The sequence below is a fragment of the Cronobacter sp. EKM101R genome, assembly GCF_963888145.1.
GTDB classification, from domain to species: Bacteria; Pseudomonadota; Gammaproteobacteria; order Enterobacterales; family Enterobacteriaceae; genus Cronobacter; species Cronobacter turicensis.
The window spans coordinates 115,734-141,536 of sequence record NZ_CAWPHW010000003.1; the positions used below are offsets into that span (position 1 = coordinate 115,734).

A 25,803-nucleotide genomic window follows, 5' to 3' on the forward strand; every position below is an offset into this window, starting at 1 on the left:
CAGCTCTCCCTAATACAGGTAGAGAGTGTCAGAGGCGCGAGAATGCTAAATTTGTCGCTTCACTCAGGGCCATGCTGGCGCTGAGTCAGCGTTAACAGGAGTTTTCATCGCATGCGCAACGCGATAATCATCACCATCGGCCTTTTTCTTGCTCTCGTCATGATTATCATGTGGCGCCTCACCGTTTTCGATGCGAATAGCCTTCCTCACTCCCGCGTGATCACATTTACGCACCATGGAGACATTTTAGAGGGCACGCTGACGCTCCCGGCCGGGGTGAGCAACCCGCCGGTGGTGCTGCTGATTCATGGCGATGGGGCGCAGGATCGCTGGTCGCAGGGCGGGTATCTGCCTCTGGTTAATGATCTGCTTGCGAAAGGCATCGCCGTCTACTCCTGGGATAAACCTGGCGTGGGTGAAAGCCGCGGTAACTGGCTGGCACAGACGATGCGCGATCGCAGTGATGAAGCCACTGTTGCGCTTAAGACACTTAAAAAACAGCCGGAGCTGCTACAGAGCCGATTTGGCTTTTTAGGGTTTTCACAGGCAGGCTGGGTTGTGCCGCAGGCCGCCATGCAGTCGCATGCCGATTTCGCCGCGATCGTAGGCGGCGCCATTAACTGGCGCGATCAGGGCAGTTATTTTCTGGAAGCACGGCTTCGCAAAGCCGGGCGTTCGCAGTCTCAGATCGCGCAGGCAGTCCATGAAGACAGGCGTGATTTTGATCTGCGTTACACACCGCAGAAGGTCGCCCAATCCTGTAAGGGCCGCTGCAACCGGGACGATTTCGAGCGCCGCAACGCGCTTGCCGATGCACGGGAGGATATTGCGCAAATGCAGATGCCCGTAATGGTGCTGATGGGCGCCGATGACCGGAACGTCAACCCCGGCGAGACACTGGCGATATGGGCCGCCACGCTGCCAGAGGCAACGCCCCGCTGTATCCGCATGATCGAGGGGGCAACGCATGGATTGCTAAAAAGCCGCTGGTACGACTACCAGCTCCCGTCGCAATGGCCTGCGTGGATTCAGGGACTGTTTCTGCTGACAGGACAACATGCTTATGCTCCCGGCGCACTTGATGCTGTTTCTGCGTGGATCCTGCATGGCGAATGCGTAAGCCGTTAATCTCCCTGCTAATATGACATAAGGATGAGTATCTGAAGAGGAAACACCATGACTGTACAGCATGTACTGATTATTGGCGCGTCGCGCGGGATTGGACGCGGTCTTGCCACAGCATTCGCTAATGCGGGCGCCGATGTGATTGCGACCGTGCGCGAAAAAAAGAACGACGATACGCACCCGCGGATCACGACGCAAATCGTGGATATGACCGACCCGGCGAGCTGTACCCACCTTAAGGAAACGCTCAGCGCGATAACCTTCGACGCTCTGGTCATTAACGCCGGTATTTTTGGCCCCGATCATCAGAGCGTCTCGCAAGTCACGGAAGATGAGATAGCTTCGTTATTCCTGACCAACGCCATCGCGCCGGTGCGCCTGGCGCAGGCGATGCTGCCGCAGATCCGCGAAGGCGGCGTCATCGCTTTTATGTCATCCAATACGGCAAGCTTTACGAATAACGATACCGGCGATATGGCGCTGTACCGCGCCAGTAAGAGCGCGCTGAACTCGCTGGCGCGCTCGTTTGCCGTGACAGAAGCGCTGCCGGGAAAACGCAGCGTGCTGTTACTACATCCAGGCTGGGTTCAGACCGATATGGGCGGCGAGCGCGCGCCAGTGACGGTGGACGAGAGCGCAGCAGGGCTGAAAGACGTCATCAATGCCGCGCTGGATAAGCTCGAGTGCCGGTTTATCGATTATCGCGGCCGGGAGATTGCGCCGTAAGGCGACATCAACACCTTATATAGCCCGTCTCTCTTAAAGCCGAATTTTACTCGCCGCGCGGCGCAGGCGGGCATCGCCGCGGCGGTCATATTTTTGCGTCGTCGTGACGCTCGCATGGCCCATTGCGTCGCGTACTGTTATCAGATCTTCGCCGTTATCGAGCATCATGGAGGCGAACGTGCGGCGAAGATCGTGCGGCGCGCAGTCATCAATGCCACACTGCGTGCGGCGTTCGGTCAGAATATGGTATACCGCCTGCGGGGTCAGACGTTCAGACGTGACGTCGTCACCAGCGCGAATGCGGGTGAACAGGGGGCCGGGGTGCTCGCCGCGCACGGTATCGGTCCAGTGCCGGAGCCGCTGCCAGACGGTATCCGGCATAAACGCCAGCCGCTCTTTATTGCCTTTGCCGAGCACCCGCAGCGCCTGATCCGGCTCCAGGATACTCTCATAATCCAGCCCGACCACTTCCGCGCGGCGTAACCCGCAGCCGAGCATCACCGCCAGCATCGCCGCATCGCGCGGGCCTTTACAGCTTTTATCCTGCTCACAGAAAGCAAACAGCGCGCGGACCTCTTCCGTAGTGAGCGCTCGCCCACGAGCGAGACGACTACCGCGCACCGCACGTACGGCAAGGATCTGCTGATAGCTGTCGGTGTCCATCAGCTTCATCATCCAGGCCTCGCGGGCGGTGCCTTTCAGCGCGGAAAGATAGGTGTTGATCGTGGCGGGCGCACGCCCGGATGCCGAGAGCATTTCCAGCAGCCCCTGCACATGGTGGCGACGCAGACTGCCCCACGGGCAGCGCTGCAATGCGCCGGCGCCAAGCATCCCGGCCACAATTTGCAAAAACGATCGCATGGTCTGGCGGCTCGCCGCAGAAGGCAGGCTGATAAGGTACGCCATCGCCGGGTTAAGCGGCCGCGCCTCGCCACTTACGGAAAGCGGCCGCGGATCGCTGAAGCCTGCCTCCGAAAAAGGGCCAGGCAGCAGAGGGTCGTCAGGCAGTCCGGTCATCATCACCCCATAACATCCGCGCAAAAAGAAGCCAGCATCTCGTAAAAAGTCACAGGATTATCCCCTGAAGCTCGCCTGACGGTAAAGCTACTTTTTCAAAGGTACATTTTAATAAGTAGCATCTTTTATTGTCAGCGCGGCGGGAAAGAAGAGGAGAAAGCAGAAACGAGACGTCATCCATTTTTGCTATGACATGCGAACCTGGCGGTTGTGGTAGCGTGGAGCGGCAGGCGAAATTTTACCCCCATGAATGTGCGCGTTGATGGCCTCAGAATAAAACCTTGCAGGTTACAGGGCCTATTGATGACGAATTGCAGAACAGAATATTATTAAACGCAGATTAAACGGGCTTCAAAATAATAAAGATGCATCTGTAATATAGATTCATGTATGATATACCGTCATTATTAAAATAGTCATACCATCAGGAAGGTTATCGTCAATATGACCATAGCATTGATCGTCTTTTTGGTTGTCATCATCGCCTATGCCTTTTATAAGCATACGGTTATGGTGAAATCGCGCACGCTGCCCTCGCGCGGTGGCAAGCGCCGTTAAACACATCTCCCGGAAGCGTTGTCAGGGCCGAGAACGCTTCCGCTCTCCCCGAAAAACAGCTATAAATTCATGAAGTTAAATGATGTTATTTTAACCACTCTGGTTAAATAGCTGGCGCATTTTATTTCTGTATTTTTATTATGTTTATTTAAAACGGCGTTTTACCGCTTATTTTGGCTGCTTTTTCTTGCGCTTATTTAAACAATTATGAAGATATTGTCAGGAAAGCATCAGTAAATGTAAGCGCGTCGGGAGAAGGAAAAATAATGAAATTAATTGATTTCCGCGCTGAGACCGGTTTCATAAACCAAGAAAATTCTTAAGCGTTTCTAATATTATTCTGCTGTTTTTTAACCTGCTGCTAAAAAAATCCGCGCCAGAAAACAAAAAAACCGCGACGAGCGCAACAGCCCGCCACGGTTCCACAGGTCTCAGCGCAGCGAGGCGCCATTGCTGGTAATCACGTCTTTGTACCAGTAGAAGCTTTTCTTACGCATACGGGCGAGGGTGCCGCTGCCGTCGTCATGACGGTCCACGTAAATGAAGCCGTAGCGTTTCGACAGCTCGGCTTTCGAGGCGCTCACCAGATCAATCGGCCCCCAGCTGGTATAGCCTAAAACGTCCACGCCGTCCTCAATCGCCTCCCGCACCTGCACCAGATGATCGTTCAGGTAATTGATGCGGTAGTCGTCATTAATGGCGCCGTCAGCCTCCACGCGGTCTTTCGCGCCAAGACCGTTCTCGACGATAAACAGCGGCTTCTGATAGCGATCCCAGAGCACGTTCAGCAGCGTGCGCAGCCCGACAGGGTCAATTTGCCAGCCCCACTCAGAGCTTTGCAGATGCGGGTTCGGCACCATATTCAGGATGTTGCCGCGCGCCTGCTGGTTCAGCGCTTCGTCAGTCGTCACGCAGCCGGTCATGTAGTAGCTGAAGGAGATGAAATCGACCGTCGAGCGCAGCGCCGCGCGGTCTTCATCAGTGATATCGAGCGAGATACCGTTGTCGCGGAAATAACGCAGCATGTAGCCGGGGTAGGCGCCGCGGCACTGGATATCGCCGAAGAACTGCCAGGTGCGGTTCTCCTGCAGTGCCGCGAAGACATCGTCCGGCTTGCAGGAGAGCGGATACATCAGGCCGCCGAGTAGCATATTGCCGATTTTCGCGTCCGGGATTATCTCGTGGCACGCCTTTACCGCCAGCGCGCTGGCCACCAGTTGATGGTGGATAGCCTGATAAATCTGCGCCTGGGTGCTATCTTCCGACAGGCCGACGCCGGTCATCGGCGCATGCAGCGACATATTAATTTCGTTAAAGGTCAGCCACAATTTAACCTTGCTCTGATAGCGGGTAAACACGGTACGCGCGTAACGTTCGAAGAAACCGATCGTCTCGCGATTTCCCCAGCCGCCGTGCTGTTTAACAAGCCCCCAGGGCATCTCATAATGTGACAACGTCACCAGTGGCGTAATGTTATGCGCCGCCAGTTCGTCAAAAAGTTTATCGTAGAACGCCAGCCCCGCTTCGTTGGGCTCGTGCTCGTCGCCGTTCGGGAAGATGCGAGTCCAGCCGATGGAAACTCGCAGGCAGCTGAAGCCCATTTCGGCAAACAGCGCGATATCGTCCGGGTAGCGATGGTAAAAATCGATCGCCACATCTTTGATGCCGCTGTCGCCAGGCTCGCGCTCAACCACCGGGCCCAGGATGCCCTGGGGCTGCACGTCAGAGGTGGAAAGCCCTTTTCCATCCGTAAGATAAGCGCCTTCCACCTGGTTTGCGGCAACCGCGCCGCCCCACAGAAAGCCGTCCGGGAAAGTTTTCATGGTGTTCTCCTTTGATTAAGCCGGTTCAGCGGCCAGCAGCGGCATGCCAGCACTGACGGCCGTGGCCGCCACCGTGGTGACCGCGCGGTAGCTGTCGCTGTTGCTGATAATAATCGGGGTGGTTAAATCATAGCCTGCATCCAGGATGGCCTGACGATCGAAGGTGATCAACACGTCGCCGGGTTGCACACGGTCGCCCACGCGCACATGCGAGGTAAATAGTTTGCCCTCCAGCTTCACGGTGTCGATGCCGACATGGATCAACAGCTCCATGCCATTATCGCCCTGTAAACCAATGGCGTGGCGCGTCTCAAACAGCGACGCCACGCTGCCCGCGAACGGCGCGCGCACCTGGTTATCGGAAGGAATTATCGCGGCGCCCGCGCCCAGCAGACCGCTGGCGAACGTCGGATCCGGCACGTCGGCGAGCGCCAGCACCGTGCCGCTGAGCGGCGCCAGCGCGGCATTCTGCGGCGCGTCTTCCGAAGCGCTGGCGGCCTCTTCTGTACGCCCCGGCAGCCCGGCGACGAGCGTTAATCCGCAGGCGAGCACCAGCGCCGTCAGCGTGCCGAGCACGCCGCCCCAGAGCGTCGCATCCACGCCGCCCGGCGGGATCATCTGCGCCAGGGTAAAGACGCTGGCGAACCCGAACGAGTAAACGTGGCTGTGGCTGAAACCGACAATCGCGCCGCCGACCGCGCCCGCCACGCAGCCGAAAATAAACGGCCGGCGCAGCGGCAGGTTCACGCCATAGACCGCAGGCTCAGTAATACCGAAAATCCCGGCGGTGACGGACGACCCGGCCAGCGTTTTCTGCCGTGCGTCGCGGCTGCGCAAAAAGATGGCGAGCGCCGCGCCCACCTGGCCCATAATCGCCGGCAGCAGCATTGGCAACAGCGAATCCTGCCCGAGCACCGCCAGGTTATTGACCATCAGCGGCACCAGCCCCCAGTGCAGCCCGAAAATCACGCACACCTGCCACAAAGCGCCCGCCGCCGCGCCCGCCAGCCACGGCGCGAAGGCATAGATAAACTGGTAGCCGTTCGCCAGCATCTGGCTGAGCCAGGTGGCGATCGGGCCGATAATCAAAAAGGTGAGCGGCACGGTGACGCCAAGGCAGAGCAGGGGGGTGAAGAAATTTTTAACCGCAGCGGGCAAGAGCCGGTTGCCCTGTTTCTCCAGCCAGCAGCTCACCCAGGCGGCGAAAATAATCGGGATCACTGAAGCGCTGTAGTTGAACCAGATGACCGGCACGCCGAGAAACGTCTCTGTCAGCGCGCCCGGCTGCTGGCTCGCCTGGAAAGCGGCAATCATTGTCGGGTGCGTCAGCGCGCCGCCGATGGTCATAGTGATAAACGGATTGCCGCCGAATTTTTTCCCGGCGGTGTAGCCCAGCACCAGCGGAAAGAAAAAGAACAGCGCGTCGCTCGCGGCAAACCAGATTTTGTAGGTGGCGTTACTGGTGTTGAGCCAGCCGCAGACCACCGCGATCGCCAGAAACCCTTTCAGGATCCCCGAGGCCGCCAGCACGCCGATAAATGGCGTAAAGATACCGGAGACAATATCGATAAGGCGCGCCAGCAGACTGCCGCGCGGCGCATCATCAGCCGCCGGCGCGGCATCTTCTGCAATGTCCGCCTCGCGGCAGACCGCCAGCCAGACGTCGTGAACATGATTGCCGATCACCACCTGGAACTGACCGCCACTCTCCACCACCATGATAACGCCCGGATGCGCTTTCAGGCCCTGCGCATCAGCCTTGCCGTTATCTTTAAGCCTGAAGCGCAGGCGCGTGGCGCAATGGATGACGCTGCTGATATTCTCCTTGCCGCCCACCCGGGCGAGAATATCCTGTGCTAATGCCTGATAGTCCATTCCGTTTTCCTTCAATGCGTTAACTGAGTTTTAGACATAAAAAAACCCGAGAACAGCGCCCGTTTACCGGGTGCCGCGCTCAGGTTTTGCCTGCCGAAGCAGTCACAATCCTTTTTATATGGCCCACAGGCCCGGGCTTAACGCCCTTCTTTTCTTACCCGCTCGATATGTATCGCCAGGAACATCATCTCTTCCGTTGTTAGCTCGCGCTGGTAGCTTTTACTGAGATACCCGGAAATCTTCTCCGCGCAGCGCCAGGCCTGCGGGTAGTTATCCCTGACGGCCGAATGCAGCGAGAGATCGTCATCCGCCACCACAGTGCGGGTGAGCATCCGCTGCGCGAAAAACTTCAGATGCGTGACGAAGCGCTGATAGCTCAGCGACTCCTCATCGTATTCCAGCTGAAGCTGATACTTCACCAGTTGCAGGATCTCCTGCATCACACGGGTGACGTGCATTACCTCGGGCATTTCGCTGTTGAGCTGCGCCGTCACGAGGTGCAGCGCGATAAATCCTGCTTCATCCTCGGGCAGTTCCACATCGAGCCGCCGGGCTATCATGGCCCGCGCCTCCTGACCCAGCGCATACTCCTTTGGGTAAAGCCGCTTTATCTCCCACAGCAGCACGTTTTTTATCGCCAGGCCTTTTTTCTGGCGTTCAATGGCGTAGTGGCAGTGGTCGGTCAGCGTCACATAGAGACTGTCCTGCAACCGGCCGAGCCGTTCAGCGGCCAGCGCGATAATGCGATCGCAGGTGGTCATCACCTCCAGCGGGATCTGGCCCAGCAACTCCCCGAGGCGGCGCACCAGTTCATCACTTTGCAGCGCGAACACCTTTTCAATGCGCGTGGCGTCGAGCTCGTCGCCAGTGCGCTTCTGAAAGGCCAGGCCGCGGCCCATCACGACCTGCTCGCGCCCCTGCGCGTCCAGCACAAACACGGCATTGTTATTAAGAATTTTGGCGATCTTCATCCGAACCCCGGAAACAAAAAAACCTGACCTCCGGCGAGCGCCAGAAATCAGGTTTTGCCTGCCATAGCAGTGACAATCCAGTCATTTCACCTTAGCACTTTTATTCACCAGCTCAATATATCCTCCTGAAAAACGTGAGCCAGCGCGGCTATGGGCATTTAATAACCAGACGACGCGTCTTACCCCTTTGGCGCGTAAAAGCGACATAACACCGCCATCGCCAGCGCGCTGCACAGCGGGAACACCGCCAGCAGGAGCCACGGCACCGCTGCCTGCGCGCCCGGCGTCAGCGCGTTATCGAGCGTGCCGCCCAGCAGGAAATTCCCGGCCAGCACCGCCACGCCGCCCATCGAGGCCAGCGCGCCGTAGTGCGCGCCCAGATTACGGCCCGCGGCAAAGCGGGGGACGAGATCCATACCCACCGGGACGATAATCATCTGCCCCAGCGTCAGGAGCGTCACCATACACGCCGCGGGCAGCATCCGCAGCCAGCCGGCGAAGGGCGGGAGCGGGGCAAACAGCGCCACGCTGACAAACGAGGCCGCCAGCAGTCCGAAACCCAGCGGCAACATGCGCGCGGCCCCGAAACGGCGCGAGACGCGCGCGAGCGGCAGTTGCAGCGTGATAATCAACAGCGACGCGAGAATAAACAGCGGCCCGAGCGCGGCATCGCTGCTGCCGGAGCGGCGCAGCTCCACCGGCAGCGCCAGGTACAGCTGGTTGTAACTGAAAAGATAGGCGCTGTAGGCGAGGATAAACGCCATAAAGCGCGGCTGATGAAAGGTCTGCCACCAGGGCGCGATGTGCAGCGGCCCATCGCGGTGCGGCGTGCGGGGCAGCAGTACAAAGAGCGCCGCCAGCGCGACGATAAACACGCCCGCGCCCGCCAGCGCCATCGTTTTAAAACCAAAACCGGCCATCAGCGAGCCAAGCACCGGGCCCAGCACCGCGCCCAGCTCGCCGCAAACGGCAAACAGCGCGAACCACTCGGCGCGGCTGCGTTTGCCTTCCGCCTCGCTGCGCGTACCGGCCTGCGCCAGCAGCGATTCAATCGACGGCGAAAACAGCGCGCCGCCGACGCCCGTCAGACACGCGCCGAGCACCACGGCCCACAGCGAGCCGCCCAGCGCCAGCAACAGATAGCCCATAATGCGCACCACGCAGCCGCACAGAATAATGGCGCGCGCGCCGTAACGGTCGGAAAGCGCGCCGCCCAGCAGGAACATGCCCTGTTGCGAAAACGTGCGCAGCCCGATGATGGCGCCGATAAGCCCACCGGAGAGCAGCATGTCGTCGCGCAGATAGATAGCCAGAAACGGCACCACCGCGTAAAAACCGATGTTAAACACCAGCTGGCTGGCGGAGAGCAGATAAGGAGAAGTGTGCCTCGCGGCAGAGGGTGCGTAAGTGGACATGAAGACCGCATAACTGTTCAGAAAAAGTGAGGGCTCTCTTAAAACATATTTGCGCCGCCTGTGGCAACTTTTGCCTGACGAAAACCGACGGCGAGACGATATTGACTTCGCGTAACTGCCCCGGTATAAGACCTCCTCTTAAGAATGATTTTCATTTACATAATACAAATTCTAATTTGTCCGGCCCGTAATCATTTCCGTGCGGCACGCGGCGATAAAAACACGTTAAGGTTGATGTTGATGAATGCTTTAGTCAAAACCGCGCTGGCGCTCGGCCTGCTCTGCGCCGCCTCGGCCCCCGTTCTGGCCACGCAATACCCCCTGACTCTGGATAACTGCGGGATGAAAGTCACTTTCACCCAGGCGCCGGAGCGCGTGGTGGCGCTCGGGCAGAACACCGCAGAGATCATGCTGCTGCTCGGTCTGGAAGACAAAATGGCCGCCAGCGCGTTCTGGCCCACCAAAGTCCTGCCGCAGCTCGCGAAACAGAATGAAAAAGTCAAACTGCTGACGGTCGAGATCCCGACGCTGGAGTCGATCCTCGCGCAGAATCCGGATTTTGTCGCCGCACAGCTCCCGCTGCTGCTGGGCCCCGACAGCAAAGTGGCGAAACGTGAAGATTTCGCAGCGGTGGGTGTGAACAGTTATCTCTCGCCGGGTATGTGCGTCACCACCAAAGATACCCGCGATATCTACGGCAGCCGTAAACAGCTGTGGGATATGACGCTGCTGTATAAAGAGATAGACGATCTGGCGAAGATTTTTAACGTCGAGGCGCGCGGCGAAGCGTTAACGAAAGATTTCAAAGCCCGCGAAGCGGCTCTGAAAGCGAAATTCGGCCAAAATCATAAGAACCTCTCGTATCTCTTCTGGTTCTCCAGCGCGTCGCCGTCGGCAGACGCCTACGTTGGCGGCAAAAACAGCGCCTCAGGCTACATCGCGCATCTGCTGGGCGGTCATAACGCGATAACTTCTGAAAGCGAGTGGCCGACGCTGAGCTGGGAGAGCATCATCGCCGCCAACCCGGATGTGATTGTTGTTTCAAGCCTCGACCGCAACCGCTGGGCGCTGGATAACGCCGACGCGAAAATCCAGTTTTTGAAAAGCGATCCGGCGGTCTGCCAGCTCGACGCCGTGAAAAAGGGCCATATCCTGGTGATGGATGGCCAGGCGATGAACCCGACCATCCGCACGCTCTACGGCGCGGAGCAGGTGGCGGCGCAGCTTGAGAAGCTCGGGCTGAACTGATGGCGGAAGTCTCTTTAACCGTCACCCGACGCTGGCCGGCGCTGATATGGCTGGCGCTCTCTGTGGTTGTGCTCGCGCTGGTGATCGCGCTGAGCGTGGGCATCGGCGAGCTCTCCATTCCTCTGCAAACCACCTTTGCGGCGGTGACCAATAAACTCGGGCTGACAGCCGTTCCGCTCAACCGCATCCATGAGACGGTCATCTGGGATTTCCGTCTCAGCCGGGCGCTGGTGGCCGCGTGTAGCGGCGCGGGTCTGGCCTTTTGCGGCGCGGTGCTGCAAAGCCTGCTGAAAAACGCGCTGGCGGAACCGTACGTGCTCGGCGTTTCCGCCGGGGCGTCGACCGGCGCGGTGTCGGTCGTGGTGCTCGGCATCGGCAGCGGGGCGGTGTCGCTCTCCGCGGGCGCGTTTACCGGCGCGTTCGCCGCGTTTGCGTTCGTCGCCCTCCTGACCAACGGCGCGCGCGGCGGCAATGAACGCACCATTCTGGCAGGCGTCGCCGCCTCTCAGCTTTTCAACGCCATCACCGCCTATACCATCAGTACCGCCGCCAGCGCCCAGCAGGCGCGCGATGTCATGTTCTGGCTGCTCGGCAGCTTCAGCGGCGTGCGCTGGCCGGAGTTTCAGCTGGTGCTGGCGGTCGTTGTCCTTGGGCTGGCAGTCTGTCTGTGGCACGCCAAAGCCCTGGACGCCTTTACCTTTGGCGATGACGCCGCGGCGTCGCTCGGCATTCCGGTCGGTTACGTGCGCCTGATCCTCTTCGCGGTGACGGCGCTGATGACGGCGGCCATCGTCAGTATGGCGGGTTCGATTGGCTTTGTCGGGTTGGTGGTGCCGCACGTGATGCGCTATTTCTTCGGGCCGCTGCATCGCCGGTTACTGATTGCCTGCGCGATGATGGGCGCTAACCTGATGGTGCTGGCGGATATCGCCTCGCGCACGCTGATAGCGCCGCAGAGCCTGCCGGTAGGCGTGGTGACCGCGCTGGTCGGCGTACCGTTCTTTGCGGTGATCCTGTATCGCTCAAGGAGATTCTCATGAGCATCCGCGCGGAAAACATCAGCTGGTCGGCGGGCAAAAAGCGCATCGTAAATAATGTGTCGCTGAGCGTGCCGACCGGGCAGACGCTCGGCCTGCTCGGCCCGAACGGCTCCGGGAAATCGTCGCTGCTGCGCATTCTGGCCGGGCTCCGCCGCCCGGATGCGGGCAGGGTGCTGCTGGACGAGGGCGACATCGCGCGGTTGTCCAGGAAAAAGCTGGCGCAGCGCGTGGCGTTCGTGGAACAACACGCGATGACGGACGCCAATATTCGGGTGCGCGACGTGGTGAAGCTGGGGCGTATTCCGCACCATTCGCCGCTTTCGCCCTGGACGCATCAGGATGACGAGATCGTGCGCCAGGCGCTGGAGCGCGTGGACATGTTCGATCGCCGCGACGAAGGGTGGCAGCATCTTTCCGGTGGCGAGCGGCAGCGCGTACACATCGCCCGCGCGCTGGCGCAGTCGCCCGGCGAGATTTTGCTGGATGAACCGACCAACCATCTCGATATTCATCATCAGATGCACCTGATGCGCCTCATCAGCGAGCTGCCGGTGACAAGCATTGTGGCACTGCACGATCTCAACCACGCCGCGATGTTCTGCGATGCGCTGATTGTGATGCAGAGCGGGCAGGTGGTGGCGAGCGGGACGCCGGATGACGTGCTGACGGAGGCGATGCTTCGCGAGGTATTTAAAGTAGAGGCGCGCATTGAAATTTCGCCGCATCACGGCAAGAAGCACATCCACTTTGTGTAGTTAAAAACGGTAATGCAAAACGGCCCCGCACAGGGGCCGTTTTTTTCGCTGAAACTGAGTGGCACAGGAGCGTTACTCGTTGCCCCACTGGTTCAGGAAGTTCGCAATCTCATCGATATGCGCTTCGGCGATGCCCGCTTCGCTCGCCATCTCGTGCTGCGCTTCCTCGCTGATCTCTTCGTTATTCATTAAACGGGTGATCAGCAGCTGAAAGTAGTGCGCCAGGCGATCGCGATCCGCGTCGCTTACCGGCAACGCCGTTTCCGTCGCGTACTCGTCAGCGATGTCATAAAACTTGATCGGGATATCATTACTCATAGGGCGTTCCTGATGGTGGTGTTAATGCCTGCCGGGACAGGGCGTTATGAGTAAGATAGTATCATTTATGGCTGCGCGCTGGCGCGGAAAATGGCGCGGCGGCGTTAGTCAGGGATGTTACAGGTCACGATTGACGTGCATTCCGTGCGCAAGCGTTTGTTCGGAAATCATTTCAAAAAATGCAGTAAACGTGTCGCTTAGCCTGTAAAGATTTCCGCACTCATCTTGCTCAGGTATTTCAAACTGTTGAAGGGTATCTTCCGCATGCAGATGCGTTCTGTCCCAGTAAAACAGGCCTTTCTGGTGTTCCCCATTCAGCAGCAAAAAATAATTACCGCCCGGATCGTCGCCGATGATTAATTTGCTGTCGATAAAATCCAGTTCGCTTAATAGCTCATCGTTATTATAAATGACATCATAATAATCGTTTTTCGCTTGCATCCCAAACAGGGCATTAAACGCAATAGCGCCCTCATCGACACCGCGATACGTTAAATTACAGTAATCCGGGCTTTTTACCACAAAGCCATTATTTAACAGAAGGAACGTTTTATACTCTTCAGGCAAGCTGATGCGGTATCTTTTTTCCAGGCGCTGGATGTCAGCTTCTGTAATCATTTTTCCACAGGAGACTGGCATGGTTTTTCCTTCTCTGATTTATAGTGACTGGCTTTTTTAATCTACCAGTACAGATATTTTTTTGACAGGTAAAGTTTATGTCAGGCCAGATTGCTTCAAAACACGATAAAAATGCCGTTTCGCCACATCCTGTTCTTATCGATTGAATGGTCTGGTTTTTATAGCCAGATCCATCATTAACCCTAAACCCTTTCCGCCGGGCTTACCATAGCTGGATAAGTGGGTTTTAAATCAGCTATGAGTCTCTGGGATGACAAAAATCTTATTCCCCGAATCAATTTTTTGATTTTTTGCAACAATGGCGTAGATAAACAGAACGCCATTTGACTTTAACTAAAGAGAAGCCACACTTGATTGTGGCGCTGAATTATAAACAGAATGAAAGTTAATGATATTAACCCTAATCATTTCGTCGAGGTATTATATTTCAGGCAAAAGCTGAAAAAATTACACAACGTGGGGATAAATATATATCTCTGTTTCATGCGTGGCGGGGAGAACTTTCCGCGTCGATGCTGAAGCGTTAATAAAATATATTATATTGCGCCTTTCTGAATACTTATTTTTCATATGCATAAATAATGAATCAGAGGAGTCAATATCAAAATGTTAGAAACTACAGATAAATGTCAAAAAAATGATCCCGCAACATATTTGCTGGAACAGGCGATGGGGTTTACCTTTCAGGCCGCGCTGCGTGCTGCCGCCGAAACTGGAGTAGCAGACCAACTGAAAGAACGCGCGAAAACCGCTGAGGAACTCGCTACAGAACTGAAGGTGGACGGAGCCAGATTGTATCGTCTTCTGCGTATGCTCGCTTCGAAACATATTTTCGAAGCCGCTCCTGATGGCCGGTTCTCCCTCACCCCTGCAGCGGAGTACCTTTGTTCGGATCATCCTTATTCACTGCGTGCGGCTGTGTTAATGCTGACCGATGAAACGTTCTGGTCGCCATCCGGCAACCTGACAGAGAGCCTGCGCAGCACGTCCTCCTTTAAAAACCTGTACGGCATGTCTTTCTATGAATACTGGGCAGATAAAGGAAATCAAAGAGAAGGCTACGATTTCCATACCGGTATGTCATCCATGTCAGCGGTGGAAAATCGGTTTTTATCGGAAAGCTATCCTTTTCCTGAAAATGCAACGGTTGTAGACATAGCGGGAGGAATGGGCGGGTTATTGCTGGCCATTTTACGGCGTAATCCGACACTGCACGGCATCCTTTTCGATCGGCCTGATATTCTGGCCAGACACCGGCTGGGTGAACTTGGTGATGATACGCGCTGGCGAATACAACCAGGCAGTTTTTTTGAAGCCTGTCCTTCTGCAGATTTTTACTTATTAAAATATATCACCATGGACTGGCCCGATGAGCAGGCCAGAAATATCCTGCTCAACTGCCGGAAAGCCATGCATGAGAAATCGAAACTGCTAATAATGGAACCCATTATTCCTGAAGGGAACCACTGGCATGGCGGTAATGAAATAGATCTCTTACTCCTGGCAAGTTTCGACGGCGGACAGACACGCAGTGAAGCGTCGTTACGCACACTGCTGGCAAGTGCAGGGCTGAAGCTTAGTCGTGTTATTACAACAGGATGCTACGTTTCCATCGCAGAAGCCGTGGTCGCCTGATCCCGACGTGCCGGAATATAAAACTATTTCTGGCGTAATGCGGGTTAGCAGAACACGTTAAGTAAAGGGCAGGAGAGGTATTCCTCTCCTGCAGTAATGCCGCTGAATCAGTGCAACTCGCTTTCACAAACGGTCGGTGGTATTTGAATATCAATAAGCCAGTCGGGCATCAAACTTACCAGGAAGGGTGTTCATAGCCTGCGCAGCCACCGTATATTTAACATAAGATAGATTGCACGCACCATTAAAAGTCTCCCTCGTGCCGCCACATATCCCTTCAGACCGTAACATTTGCCCGCCATTTACGATACACTTGCGCCACATTTCATTCCCGCTTCCAGGCAGGCGCATGACTTCACGCACGCAAACGAAACGCGGGGAACACCACTCTGGAGAGCATCATGCTGGAAAAACTGCGTACCCCTGACGGGAAAAAATTTCTGACAGCCCTGGTGATTGTGTTCATCACCGTACTGACGGTCGTCTCACGTGTCACGTTTGAGGGGGTTGAAGAGCAGTACAACATGCCGATGGAACAGTGGAGTTCTTCGATGTTTATCATGCAGGGCGCCTGGGTGCTGATTTACAGCGTGCCGTTCTCGTTTATTATCTCGCTTCCCTTCGCGTTCTACTTTCTGGGGCCAAAAGACGATCGTGGCTGAGTTTGTCTTCGTGCAGATTTTTAGTGCCCCGCTGAGTGTGTGGCGCGAATTGTCATCATCTATTTACAAAACTGCGCTTGCCCGATAACAGGGCGCTCACTATTCTTTTGCCGATGATAACGACCTCAGGCTCCGCTTACACCAGAAACCGGCAACTGAAAGCAATACTGCTTTTGGTCATTGCCTGTTGCGTGATGCTGATTTGCCTGACCCAGCGCGCCAGCATTCTGCACCATATGCAGGTTAAAGCCGCCGCGCTCAGTCTCACCACGCAAAACAGCGGCCCGGAGGCGACCACGCCGTCGCTCTCTCCGTGCGAACTCAGCGCGCATTCGCTGCTTGCCGCACAGCCGCTCCACTTCGACACCATCATTCTGTTGCCCGGCCTGCTGGTCATCCTTCTTGCCATCCTGATCACTCTCAACGTCCGCGCTCTGCCGGATGCGATCCCCCGCCCTCCACTACGACGAATACATCTGAAAAACTGCGTTTTCCGTGAATGACTGACCGGGTTCGTCCTGTTCAGTTAATTATTCACGGAGAAAATAGATGAAAATGCTTTTCAGAAGCCTCTGGCTTCTGGCTCTCAGCATGTCTGCGGCCTGCGCCGCCGACAACGGCTGGCTGCCACCGGCGCAGTCTTCCCATGCCCATATTCAGGTACGCAGCGACGCGCCCACCGACGGCAATGTGCGCGTACTGCTGGATATCACCCTTGATAAAGGGTGGAAAACCTACTGGCGCACGCCTGGCGACGGCGGGTTTCGGCCGGTTATCGACTGGTCGTCGCAGGCCCGGACTACCTGGCACTGGCCGCAGCCGGTGAGGTTTGACGCCGCCGGGTTCAGCTCGGTGGGCTATCATGACCGCGTGACCTTCCCGCTCGACATCACCACCACAGAAAAAGCGCGCCTGCGCGGCACGCTGACGCTCTCGCTGTGCAGCAACCTTTGCGTGGTGAATACCTTCCCGCTGGATATCAATCTGGCCGATGGCCCGTCGCCCGGTTTTGACGCTGACTGGAAGGCGGCGATGGCGACGGTTCCGCCAGCGACTGGCGATATTGCGATAACAGACGTCTCCGCTCACGGTTCGACGCTCAGCCTGACGGCGACATCGCCGGATGGCTGGCCGCAACCAGCGCTTTTTGCCGATAACCCCGACGGCGTGTCGCTTTCCGTTCCGCAACTGGAAACGTCCGGCGACACGCTCACTGCGCGGTTCACCGTGCTGGACGATCGGGGCGAACCTGTGGATGCCAGCCGTCTTCAGGCGGTGTCGATGGTCCTCGGCAACGGTGTCACCAGTCAGCAAATCACCGCGAGACCCGACGGCGAGCCGCTGTTCTGGCAGGCCGTCGCGGTGGCGCTGCTCGGCGGGCTGATCCTGAACCTGATGCCCTGCGTGCTGCCGGTTCTGGGGATGAAACTCGCGTCGCTGATGACGCTGGCGCAGGCGGATCGCCGCCAGACCCGCCTGCGTTTCCTGGCCACCACCGCCGGGATTATTTTCTCCTTCCTGGCCCTGGCGGCGGTCATGAGCGCATTGCGGCTGTCGGGCGCGTGGACGGGCTGGGGCTTTCAGTTCCAGCATGCCGGGTTTATCGCCACCATGGCGGTGGTCACCTGGCTTTTTTGCTTCAGCCTCGCAGGGGTGGTGGAGATCCGGCTGCCCGCCGCGATGACCACGCGGCTCGCCACGGCAGGCGGTCAGGGCATGGGCGGCAGTTTTCTGGAAGGCGCCTTCGCGACGCTGCTGGCGACGCCCTGCACCGCGCCCTTTCTCGGTACCGCCGTCGCCTTTGCGCTGGCGGCGCCGCTGCCCCAGCTATGGCTGATTTTTCTTGCGCTCGGCATCGGAATGAGCCTGCCGTGGCTGCTCGTCAGCCTGATGCCCGGCGTGGCGCGCTGGCTGCCGCGACCCGGCCCGTGGATGGGTAAACTGCGTCTGGTGCTGGTCATAATGATGCTCGGCTCCAGTCTCTGGCTGATGTCGCTGCTGGTAAAAGAATGGGGCGCGCGGTACGTACTGCTCGCGGGCGGACTGATGGTGGCGTTATTCCTCTGGCGCTGCGCAGTCACGCTCCCGCGCCACCGGGAGAACCTGCGAACGCTGGCCTTCGGCGTGGTGTTCGGCGCCGGGCTATACGCGTTTCTGGCTCCCGCGCCACACGGGCGCAGCGAAGGGCCGCTTGACTGGCAACCCTTCAGCCAGGCGGCGCTGGATGACGCGCTTGCCGGGCATAAACGCGTGCTGGTGGATATCACCGCAGACTGGTGTCTGAACTGTAAGGTCAATGAAGTGATGGTGCTGCACCGCCCTGACGTTGTAAACGCGCTGCAGCAGAGTGACGTTGTGCTGTTACAGGGTAACTGGAGCAAACCCTCGGCGGAGATTGAACGCTTTCTCAGCCGTCACGGCGCAAGCGGCATTCCGTTTAATGCCGTTTTCGGCCCCACGACACCCGATGGCGAGGTGCTCTCCTCGCTACTGAATAAAACTGAACTGCTTACCACGCTGGATAACGCCGGCGCGGCCACCTCTCAGGCGATAAATAAGGATAACCAATGAAAAAGATGCTGATGGCGGGCGCTCTGCTCGCCGCTTTCCATGCGCAGGCGCAGACTGACGATTTACCAGAGCCGGTAAAACAGATGGAGAAACAGGGCATTACGATTATCAAACCCTTTAGCGCGCCCGGCGGTGTCCAGGCCTGGCTTGGGAAATATCAGGATACCGGCGTGGCGCTTTATCTGACGCCGGATAAAAAGCATGTTATCGCTGGCTATATGTATGACGAGCAGGGGAATAATCTCAGCGAAAAGCTCATTAACGACGAGCTGTACATCCCGGCGGGCCGCGAAATGTGGAAAACGCTGGATCAGGCGAAAGGTATTCAGGAAGGCAGTGACCAGGCCGCGTGCAAGGTGGTGGTCTTCGCAGACCCCTTCTGCCCTTATTGCCACAAGTTCTGGGAGCAGGCGCAGCCGTACCTCAAGGATAAAAGCATTAGCCTGAAAACCCTGCTGGTGGGCGTGATCCGCCCGGACAGCGGGCGCTATGCCGCGGCGGTGCTGGCCTCAGACGATCCGCAAAAGACCTGGCAGGACCTTGAAAGCTCAGCCGGTAAGGTCAAACCGGCGCTGCCGGAGAAAACCTCGCCCGCCGCGTTCAAGCAGATCCAGTACAACCAGCAACTGATGGCGCAACTGGGCGCGAACGGTACGCCCGCGATTTACTATCTGAACAAAGACAAGCTGCTCCAGCAGATCGTCGGTTTGCCTAACCCCGAACAGATGGCCGATCTGGTAGCCTGTAAGTAATCAAAAGGGCCACCTTCGCGGGTGGCCCTCAGTGATGCCCCGCCCCCTTCGCTGCTGTAATACTTTCCTGAGATGACTGTCCCGCTCCGTCACTAAACCTTTAACTACAAAGGGTTACGAGTATTCATTTCATGAATGCCTGTGATCCATATCAACTTTGGACTATCATGCCGATCGTAATATAACAATTTACATAACGATGATTATTTAATGAACAACACAATTAAAATGGCAATGGTGGTGCCTGTACTGGCACCGTTTACGGCGCAGTGCGCTACGGCAGTGGATAAACCGGCTGAAGAGCAAATCGTCGTCACAGGGCAGGCCAAAACCCCTCCTGAATCTGTCGCTGGGGCCGGTTTTAAGACCAATGACATTGAGATAGGCCCTGCAGGCAACCGGGCCTGGATCGATACGCCTTACTCCACGACCACGGTGTCGCAAGCCATGATTGACAATCAGCAAGCGAAAAGTGTCAGCGAGCTGCTGAAATACTCACCCAGCACGCAGATGCAGGCACGCGGCGGTATGGACGTCGGTCGCCCGCAAAGCCGCGGTATGCAGGGTAGCGTAGTCGCCAACAGCCGTCTCGATGGGCTTAATATCGTTTCCACCACCGCCTTTCCGGTGGAAATGCTGGAGCGCCTCGATGTGGTAAACAGCCTGACTGGCGCGCTCTATGGGCCAGCGAGCCCGGCGGGCCAGTTCAATTTTGTCGCCAAACGCCCTACGCAGGAAACGCTCAGGCGCGTCACCCTCGGCTACCAAAGCCGCGGCGCGGTAAATGGGCATGTGGATATAGGCGGGCATGTCGATGATGAGAAAAAGTATGGTTACCGCATCAACCTGCTGAATGAAGAAGGCGAAGGCAATGTGGCTGATAGCACACTGCGCCGCAAACTGGTGTCTGTTGCCTTCGACTGGAATCTTCAGCCCGGCACTCAGATACAACTCGACGCCAGCCATTATGAATTTTTGCAAAAAGGGTATCCTGGCGGGTTCAGCTATGGATCTGGCATAAAACTGCCTGATGCGCCGAACCCGAAAAATAAGAACCTCGCGCTCGACACGGCCGGAAACGATCTCACTACCGATACCGTGAGTACCCGTCTTATTCATTACATCAATGATGAATGGTCGCTGACGGCAGGTGTTGGCTGGCAGCAGGCGGATCGCGCTATGCGTTCCGTTTCCAGCACCATTGTAAATAACCGCGGCGATATTAAGCGCTCGTTGAGCGATTCCAGCGCGGCGGGTCGCTTTCGCGTGCTCAGCAATACCATGACGCTTAACGGTCACCTCGATACCGGTTCCGTCGGCCACGATCTGGCGCTCTCCACGACGGGCTATGTCTGGTCTATCTATGGCGCTAAGGGTGCCAGTCAGCGCTATAACCTTGGCACCACCAGCATGTATGACCCGTCCCGGATGAGCGAGCCGGGTAACGGACGTATCAATACGGACGGTGCCCGCTACAAATCCAGTGAGAATACCCAGCAGAGTATTACCCTCGGCGATACGATGACGTTCTCGCCCAAATGGTCCGCGATGTTCTGGTTAAGCCAGAGCTGGTTACAGACGAAAAACTTCACGAAACAGGGGGAAAAAACCAGCGAAGTGAATCAGGATGGTCTGAGCCCGAGCGCGGCGCTGATGTATAACATCACGCCCGCGCTGATGGCCTATATCAGCTACGCCGATTCGCTGGAACAGGGCGGGACGGCGCCCACAGGCGCAGGCGTCAAAAACGAAGGCCAGACGCTGGACCCCTACCGCAGCCAGCAGTATGAGGCCGGTCTGAAAGCCGATCTCGGTGATATGAACCTGGGCGCGGCCGTGTTCCGTCTTAAACGCCCTTTCGCCTATGTGGGTGAAGACAATATCTATCGGGAGCAAGGGGAGCAGGTGAATGACGGTCTGGAGCTGACGGCCGCCGGTCATCTCTGGCAGGATCTGAACATTTACAGCGGCGTGACGTTCCTCGATCCGACGTTAAAAGATACGGCATCTGCCGCCACCAGCGGCAAACGCGTGGTCGGCGTACCGAAAGTCCAGGCTAACCTGCTGGCCGAATACAGTCTGCCGTCGCTGCCGCAGTGGGTATACAGCGCCAGTCTTCATTACACGGGCAAGCGTGCCGCCAATGATACCAATACGTCATGGGCGGATAGCTATACCACGCTGGATCTCGGTACGCGTTACACCACCCGCATCCACAACCTTCCCACCACACTTCGTCTGACGGTCAATAACGTGACTAACGAGCATTACTGGGCGTCGATTTTCCCTTCTGGCACGGATGGCGATGGCGGTTCGCCAAGCGCCTTCCTCGGCGGCGGTCGGGAAGTCCGCGCCTCCGTGACGTTTGATTTCTGAGGGCGATGCGAATGAAATTAACCCGACTCTTTCCGGCGCTGGCGCTTGTCGTCAGCAGCCTCGCCAGCGCCGGTCCGCTGGAAGGCGCTGGCCATAACGATACCCGCATCGCCTCGCCGTGGCCCGCACAAAACACCATCATTGCCATGCTGGGGTATGGCGATAACATTGTAGGCACGTCACAGGTAGCAAAGCAGATCCCGCTGTTTCGTCAGAGCCTGCCGCATATCGACCACGTGCCCGTTGTCAGCATGAGCAGTAGCCATGAGATCAACCCGGAGCAGATTATCGCCCTCGGCACAGAACTGCTGATGGTGGCGAAAAATATGCACGTGCCGCAACCGGAAATGTTGTCCCAGGCGGGCGTTCGCGTGCTGGCATTCGAGGCCAATTCCATGCAGGCGCTGACCGCCCGCGTCCAGCAGACCGCCGACGCGCTCGGGCCGGACGCGCAGGCGAAAGCGCATCGATATCAGCGTTACTTTGACCGTAACGCGACGCTGGTGCGAACGCGACTGCGCGATTTACCCGAAAACCAGCGCGTCACGGTGTATCACAGTATGGGTAACCCGCTGACCACAACGGGCCGCCCGTCGCTGAACCAGGACTGGATGGATCTGGCTGGCGCAAATAACGTGGCGGAGAAGTGGTTCGGCGTGAAGAAAAACAGCGCAGGCGAGGTATCGCTTGAGCGCATCATAGCGGCTAATCCGGCCGTCATTGTCGCCATGAACAGACGCGATGCCGACGAAATCCTCACCTCGCCGCAGTGGGCAGGCGTGGACGCCGTCATTCATCACCGCGTCTATACCAATCCCAAAGGGATGTTCTGGTGGTGCCGGGAGACCAGCGAAGAGGCGTTACAGTTTCTCTGGCTGGCGAAAACGCTTTATCCGGAACGCTTCGCGGATGTCGATATGATCAGCGAAACACGCACGTTCTACCGCGATTTTTTCGATCTTAAACTGAGTGACGCGCAGATTGCCGCGATCCTGACGCCGCCGGAGTCATGATGTCGGCGACTGAACTGCGTTACCCGGACGCCGCATCGGTTTCACGCCGCTACCGGAAGCTGGTGCGTCGTCGCGTTATGCTGGCGGTAATGATTGTCCTGGCTATTGCGGCCGCACTGGTGTCCGATATGGCTTTCGGCCCTTCCGGCATTGGGCTGCACCAGCTCTGGCAGGGTATTGTTGACCCAGGCCAGGTGAGCCCCGGCGTAAGGGTGATTGTGCGGGAAATCCGTCTGCCCTATGCGCTGATGGCGCTGCTGGTCGGCATGGCGCTGGGGCTGGCGGGCGCCGAGATGCAGACCATTCTCAACAATCCGCTCGCCAGTCCATTCACGCTGGGCGTATCGTCAGCGGCCGCCTTTGGCGCCGCGCTGGCGATAGTCGCGGGGATCTCCCTTCCTGGCATCAGCGAGGCCTGGATTGTGCCAGCCAACGCGTTCATCTTCGCGTTGTTTTCAGCGCTGCTGCTGGACGGCGTGACACGCTGGACGCGGGTCAGTCATTCCAGCGTCGTGCTGTTTGGCATTGCGCTGGTGTTCACCTTTAACGCCCTGGTCTCCATGATGCAGTTTGTCGCGACCGAAGATACGCTGCAGGGGTTAGTGTTCTGGACGATGGGCAGTCTGGCGCGCGCTTCATGGCTGAAGCTCGGGCTGCTGGCGCTGGCGCTGATTATCGTCCTCCCGCTGTCGCTGCGCAGCAGCTGGCAGCTCACCGCCCTGCGTCTGGGTGAAACGCGCGCGGCCAGTTTCGGTATTGACGTCCGCCGCCTGCGACTCGCCTCGCTGCTGCGTATTAGTTTGCTCTCGGCGCTGTCGGTGGCCTTCGTCGGGCCAGTCGGATTTATCGGCCTCGTGGCGCCGCATATCGCGCGATTAGCGGCCGGTGAAGATCATCGTTTTTATCTGCCGATCAGCGCCTTGCTGGGCGGACTTATTCTCTCTCTCGCCTCGATTGCCTCCAAAAACCTTCTGCCGGGTGTCGTGATCCCGGTGGGGATTGTCACTTCGCTGGTGGGGGTACCCTTCTTTTTGAGCATAATTCTGCGCTACCGGGGACGGCTGTAATGACAGGGCTAAAAATAGAGAATCTGAAAGCGGGATACGGCAGGCGCGAGGTCATTGATAATCTGAGCGCGCCGCTACTGCCACGCGGGAAAATCACCGTGCTGACCGGGCCGAACGGCTGTGGTAAATCGACGCTGTTGCACGCGCTGGCGGGCCTGAACCCGGCGCGCGGCACGGTCAGTCTTGACGGCGAACCGCTACTCGCCCTGCCCTTCGCCCGACGCGCGCAAAAAGTTGTCCTGATGCCGCAATCGCTGCCGCAGGGCGTGCATTTGCACGTACTGGAATCCCTGCTGGCCGCCCGGCGCGCCTCCGGGGCGGGGAATGCGCGCGATGAAGAGGCCTGCGCGCTGGCGCTGCTGGAGACATTAGGCATCTGTCACCTTGCGCTGCGTTATCTGGATCAACTCTCCGGTGGGCAAAAACAGCTGGTGGGGCTGGCGCAATCGCTGATCCGGGAGCCATCGCTTCTCCTGCTCGACGAGCCATTAAGCGCGCTGGATCTCAATCATCAGTTTCAGGTCATGGACGTGGTGGCACGGGAAACCCGTCGCCGGAATATGGTGACGGTAGTGGTGGTGCACGATCTCAACATCGCATTGCGGCATGCCGGGCACGTAATGATGATGAAAGCGGGGCAACTCATCGCATGCGGCGAGCCGGGGGACGTGATTACGCCAGCGTCTCTCGCAAGCGTATATGGCGTGCGGGCCAGGGTTGAACGCTGCTCGCAGGGCAGGCCGCTGTTGATCGTGGATGGGCTGGAGGATGAAGACGTACAGCCGTTACCTGCGTGAGCGAAATGTATACGCTGCGGTTACGGCATACGTAAGCGAAACAGGGGCCTTTGCTACAGATTCTCCTCATACAGTATCGTCTCGCGGATCGTGTCGAGCGCCTTGCGCAGGGTCTCCAGCGGTAAAGAGCCGAGCGCGAGACGTATCGCGTGGGGCGTATGGAGCGAGGCGCTGAACGGCTCGGCGGTGGACACCGAAATCTTTTTCTGCAGCAGTTTTTGCGCCACCTGCTCGGCCCGCACGCCTTCCCGCAGCGGCAGCCAGAGAAAATAAGAGGACGGGTGGCTCATGATCTCAAGCGGCGCCAGCGCCTCCCGGGCGATACGCTGGCGCGCCCGCGCATCGCGGCGCTTCAGCACTTCAAACCGGTTCGCCGTGCCGTCACGCAGCCAGTGGCATACCAGCGTCGTCATCAGCGCAGGCGTATTCCAGGCGGTGGCGCGGATGGTACGCTCGAAGAGGCTCTGAAAACGCGGCGGGCAGACCACCGCCCCCACGCGCAGGCCCGTCGCGATATTCTTTGAAAACCCCGTGACATACACCGTTCTCTCCGGCGCCAGCGCCGCGAGCGGCACCGGTGCGGGTTTCACCAGCCAGGCGTAAGGCGCGTCTTCGATGAGTAACAGATCGTATTGCCGGGCGATCGCCACCAGCGCCCGTCGCTGGCGCGGCGTCATTACCCAGCCGAGCGGATTATGCAGCGTCGGCATCGTGTACACCGCCCGCACGCGACGCTTCTCACAGAGCGCCCGCAATGCCGCCAGATCGGGCCCCTGCGGGGTACAGGGCACCGCCACCAGCTCAGAATGACACAGCTGCGCGGCCACTTTAAAACCAGGGTAGGTGAGCGCGTCCACCGCCACGACATCGCCGGGCCGCAGCAGGCTCATTACCGTCACGGCGAGGCCATGCTGCGCGCCGTTCACGACCAGCACGTTCTCAGGAGCGGTATTCAGCCCGGCGCCCGCCAGATACGCGGCGATAGTCTCCCGGTCTTTCGCCCGCCCGGCGTGGGGCTGATAGCGCAGCAGCGCGTCGATATCCCCGGCCGAAGCCAGCTGGCGCAACGCGTCCCGCAGCCGTTCAGCCTGTCCCGGCAGCGCGGGATAGTTAAAACTCAGATCCAGCGCATCCGCTGCCACAGCGTGCTGATCGATACCCAGCCCCGGCGGCAGCGCGATATCCCGCACAAACGTGCCCCGCCCCGTTTCGCCGCTCACCAGCCCCATCGCCTCCAGCTCGGCGTAAACGCGCGTCGCCGTGGCGAGCGAGACATGGTGCTCCGCCGCCAGCCGCCGGTGCGTCGGCAGTTGAACGCCTGCGGTTAACTCACCGCTGCGGATAGCCGCAGCGTAGCGATCGACGAGAACTTTGTAGCGCGCTTTCACGGCAATGTATCCATGACAATTTTTTGATTGTC

Annotated in this window: 22 protein-coding genes; 14 read left to right on the forward strand and 8 right to left on the reverse strand. The window is 58.1% G+C overall.

The window, feature by feature from the left end:
- Positions 1-111 precede the first annotated feature (111 nt).
- Positions 112-1,128 (forward strand): alpha/beta hydrolase family protein, encoded by a 1,017-nt coding sequence (locus AACV31_RS05040; protein WP_165156314.1) that lies wholly within the window; start codon positions 112-114, stop codon positions 1,126-1,128.
- A 48-nt stretch (positions 1,129-1,176) separates the two neighbouring features.
- Entirely contained in the window at positions 1,177-1,851 is a 675-nt protein-coding gene (locus tag AACV31_RS05045) for an SDR family oxidoreductase (RefSeq protein WP_165156312.1), read from the forward strand.
- 33 nt (positions 1,852-1,884) lie between these two features.
- Here AACV31_RS05045 and AACV31_RS05050 read toward each other — a convergent pair whose 3' ends face one another.
- From AACV31_RS05050 to AACV31_RS05070, 5 genes are all read right to left on the reverse strand, one after another.
- A complete protein-coding gene (locus tag AACV31_RS05050) occupies positions 1,885-2,868 on the reverse strand; it encodes a tyrosine-type recombinase/integrase (RefSeq protein WP_165156310.1) in 984 nt (327 codons plus the stop codon).
- A gap of 989 nt (positions 2,869-3,857) precedes the next feature.
- Positions 3,858-5,249 carry a glycoside hydrolase family 1 protein gene (locus AACV31_RS05055; protein ID WP_165156308.1) on the reverse strand — a complete coding sequence of 464 codons (1,392 nt, stop codon included), beginning with the start codon at positions 5,247-5,249 and terminating at the stop codon, positions 3,858-3,860.
- 15 nt (positions 5,250-5,264) lie between these two features.
- Positions 5,265-7,124: a PTS beta-glucoside transporter subunit IIABC gene (gene bglF, locus AACV31_RS05060; RefSeq protein WP_165156306.1), complete on the reverse strand. Its 1,860-nt coding sequence runs from the start codon at positions 7,122-7,124 to the stop codon at positions 5,265-5,267.
- Between the two features lie 137 nt (positions 7,125-7,261).
- Positions 7,262-8,095: a BglG family transcription antiterminator LicT gene (gene licT / locus AACV31_RS05065; protein ID WP_075199585.1), complete on the reverse strand. Its 834-nt coding sequence runs from the start codon at positions 8,093-8,095 to the stop codon at positions 7,262-7,264.
- A gap of 179 nt (positions 8,096-8,274) precedes the next feature.
- Positions 8,275-9,510 carry an MDR family MFS transporter gene (locus tag AACV31_RS05070; protein ID WP_165156304.1) on the reverse strand — a complete coding sequence of 412 codons (1,236 nt, stop codon included), beginning with the start codon at positions 9,508-9,510 and terminating at the stop codon, positions 8,275-8,277.
- A 240-nt stretch (positions 9,511-9,750) separates the two neighbouring features.
- On the opposite strand from AACV31_RS05070, the gene AACV31_RS05075 reads away from it, so the two are divergent.
- Genes AACV31_RS05075 through AACV31_RS05085 form a run of 3 tightly spaced genes read left to right on the forward strand, consistent with a single transcriptional unit; the run spans position 9,751 to position 12,553 of the window.
- Positions 9,751-10,758: an ABC transporter substrate-binding protein gene (locus tag AACV31_RS05075; protein WP_165156302.1), complete on the forward strand. Its 1,008-nt coding sequence runs from the start codon at positions 9,751-9,753 to the stop codon at positions 10,756-10,758.
- The gene (locus tag AACV31_RS05080; protein ID WP_165156300.1) at positions 10,758-11,798 is read left to right on the forward strand and encodes a FecCD family ABC transporter permease; all 1,041 of its coding nucleotides are present in this window, start codon (positions 10,758-10,760) and stop codon (positions 11,796-11,798) included. Before AACV31_RS05075 ends, AACV31_RS05080 begins: the two co-directional genes overlap by 1 nt.
- Positions 11,795-12,553 (forward strand): ABC transporter ATP-binding protein, encoded by a 759-nt coding sequence (locus AACV31_RS05085; RefSeq protein ID WP_012815817.1) that lies wholly within the window; start codon positions 11,795-11,797, stop codon positions 12,551-12,553. The genes AACV31_RS05080 and AACV31_RS05085 overlap by 4 nt, the downstream gene beginning before the upstream one ends.
- A 72-nt stretch (positions 12,554-12,625) precedes the next feature.
- On the opposite strand, the gene AACV31_RS05090 is transcribed toward AACV31_RS05085, so the two are convergent.
- Complete coding sequence (locus tag AACV31_RS05090; RefSeq protein WP_012815816.1) at positions 12,626-12,871, reverse strand: YmjA family protein; 246 nt, start codon at positions 12,869-12,871, stop codon at positions 12,626-12,628.
- Positions 12,872-12,988: 117 nt separating this feature from the next.
- Complete coding sequence (locus tag AACV31_RS05095; protein ID WP_165156449.1) at positions 12,989-13,510, reverse strand: SMI1/KNR4 family protein; 522 nt, start codon at positions 13,508-13,510, stop codon at positions 12,989-12,991.
- 606 nt (positions 13,511-14,116) lie between these two features.
- Between AACV31_RS05095 and AACV31_RS05100 the strand changes: the two genes are divergently transcribed.
- The 9 genes from AACV31_RS05100 (at position 14,117) to AACV31_RS05140 (ending at position 24,383) form a co-directional block, all read left to right on the forward strand.
- Positions 14,117-15,145, forward strand: a complete 1,029-nt coding sequence (locus AACV31_RS05100) for a methyltransferase (RefSeq protein WP_165156447.1) — start codon at positions 14,117-14,119, stop codon at positions 15,143-15,145.
- A 401-nt stretch (positions 15,146-15,546) separates the two neighbouring features.
- Positions 15,547-15,807 (forward strand): DUF2534 family protein, encoded by a 261-nt coding sequence (locus tag AACV31_RS05105; RefSeq protein WP_007767572.1) that lies wholly within the window; start codon positions 15,547-15,549, stop codon positions 15,805-15,807.
- 113 nt (positions 15,808-15,920) lie between these two features.
- Positions 15,921-16,310 carry a copper-binding protein gene (locus AACV31_RS05110; protein WP_071989798.1) on the forward strand — a complete coding sequence of 130 codons (390 nt, stop codon included), beginning with the start codon at positions 15,921-15,923 and terminating at the stop codon, positions 16,308-16,310.
- Between the two features lie 46 nt (positions 16,311-16,356).
- Positions 16,357-18,378 carry a protein-disulfide reductase DsbD family protein gene (locus AACV31_RS05115; protein WP_165156443.1) on the forward strand — a complete coding sequence of 674 codons (2,022 nt, stop codon included), beginning with the start codon at positions 16,357-16,359 and terminating at the stop codon, positions 18,376-18,378.
- A complete protein-coding gene (gene dsbG, locus AACV31_RS05120) occupies positions 18,375-19,130 on the forward strand; it encodes a thiol:disulfide interchange protein DsbG (protein ID WP_007767567.1) in 756 nt (251 codons plus the stop codon). The genes AACV31_RS05115 and dsbG overlap by 4 nt, the downstream gene beginning before the upstream one ends.
- A 210-nt stretch (positions 19,131-19,340) precedes the next feature.
- Positions 19,341-21,506 carry a TonB-dependent receptor gene (locus AACV31_RS05125; protein ID WP_165156441.1) on the forward strand — a complete coding sequence of 722 codons (2,166 nt, stop codon included), beginning with the start codon at positions 19,341-19,343 and terminating at the stop codon, positions 21,504-21,506.
- Between the two features lie 11 nt (positions 21,507-21,517).
- Positions 21,518-22,519, forward strand: coding sequence for an ABC transporter substrate-binding protein (locus AACV31_RS05130; protein WP_165156439.1), 1,002 nt, complete (start codon positions 21,518-21,520; stop codon positions 22,517-22,519).
- The gene (locus AACV31_RS05135) at positions 22,519-23,586 is read left to right on the forward strand and encodes a FecCD family ABC transporter permease (RefSeq protein WP_165156437.1); all 1,068 of its coding nucleotides are present in this window, start codon (positions 22,519-22,521) and stop codon (positions 23,584-23,586) included. The genes AACV31_RS05130 and AACV31_RS05135 overlap by 1 nt, the downstream gene beginning before the upstream one ends.
- Entirely contained in the window at positions 23,586-24,383 is a 798-nt protein-coding gene (locus AACV31_RS05140) for an ABC transporter ATP-binding protein (protein WP_165156435.1), read from the forward strand. The genes AACV31_RS05135 and AACV31_RS05140 overlap by 1 nt, the downstream gene beginning before the upstream one ends.
- 53 nt (positions 24,384-24,436) lie before the next feature.
- On the opposite strand, the gene AACV31_RS05145 is transcribed toward AACV31_RS05140, so the two are convergent.
- Positions 24,437-25,771, reverse strand: coding sequence for an aminotransferase-like domain-containing protein (locus tag AACV31_RS05145; protein ID WP_161590009.1), 1,335 nt, complete (start codon positions 25,769-25,771; stop codon positions 24,437-24,439).
- Positions 25,772-25,803: the final 32 nt, after the last annotated feature.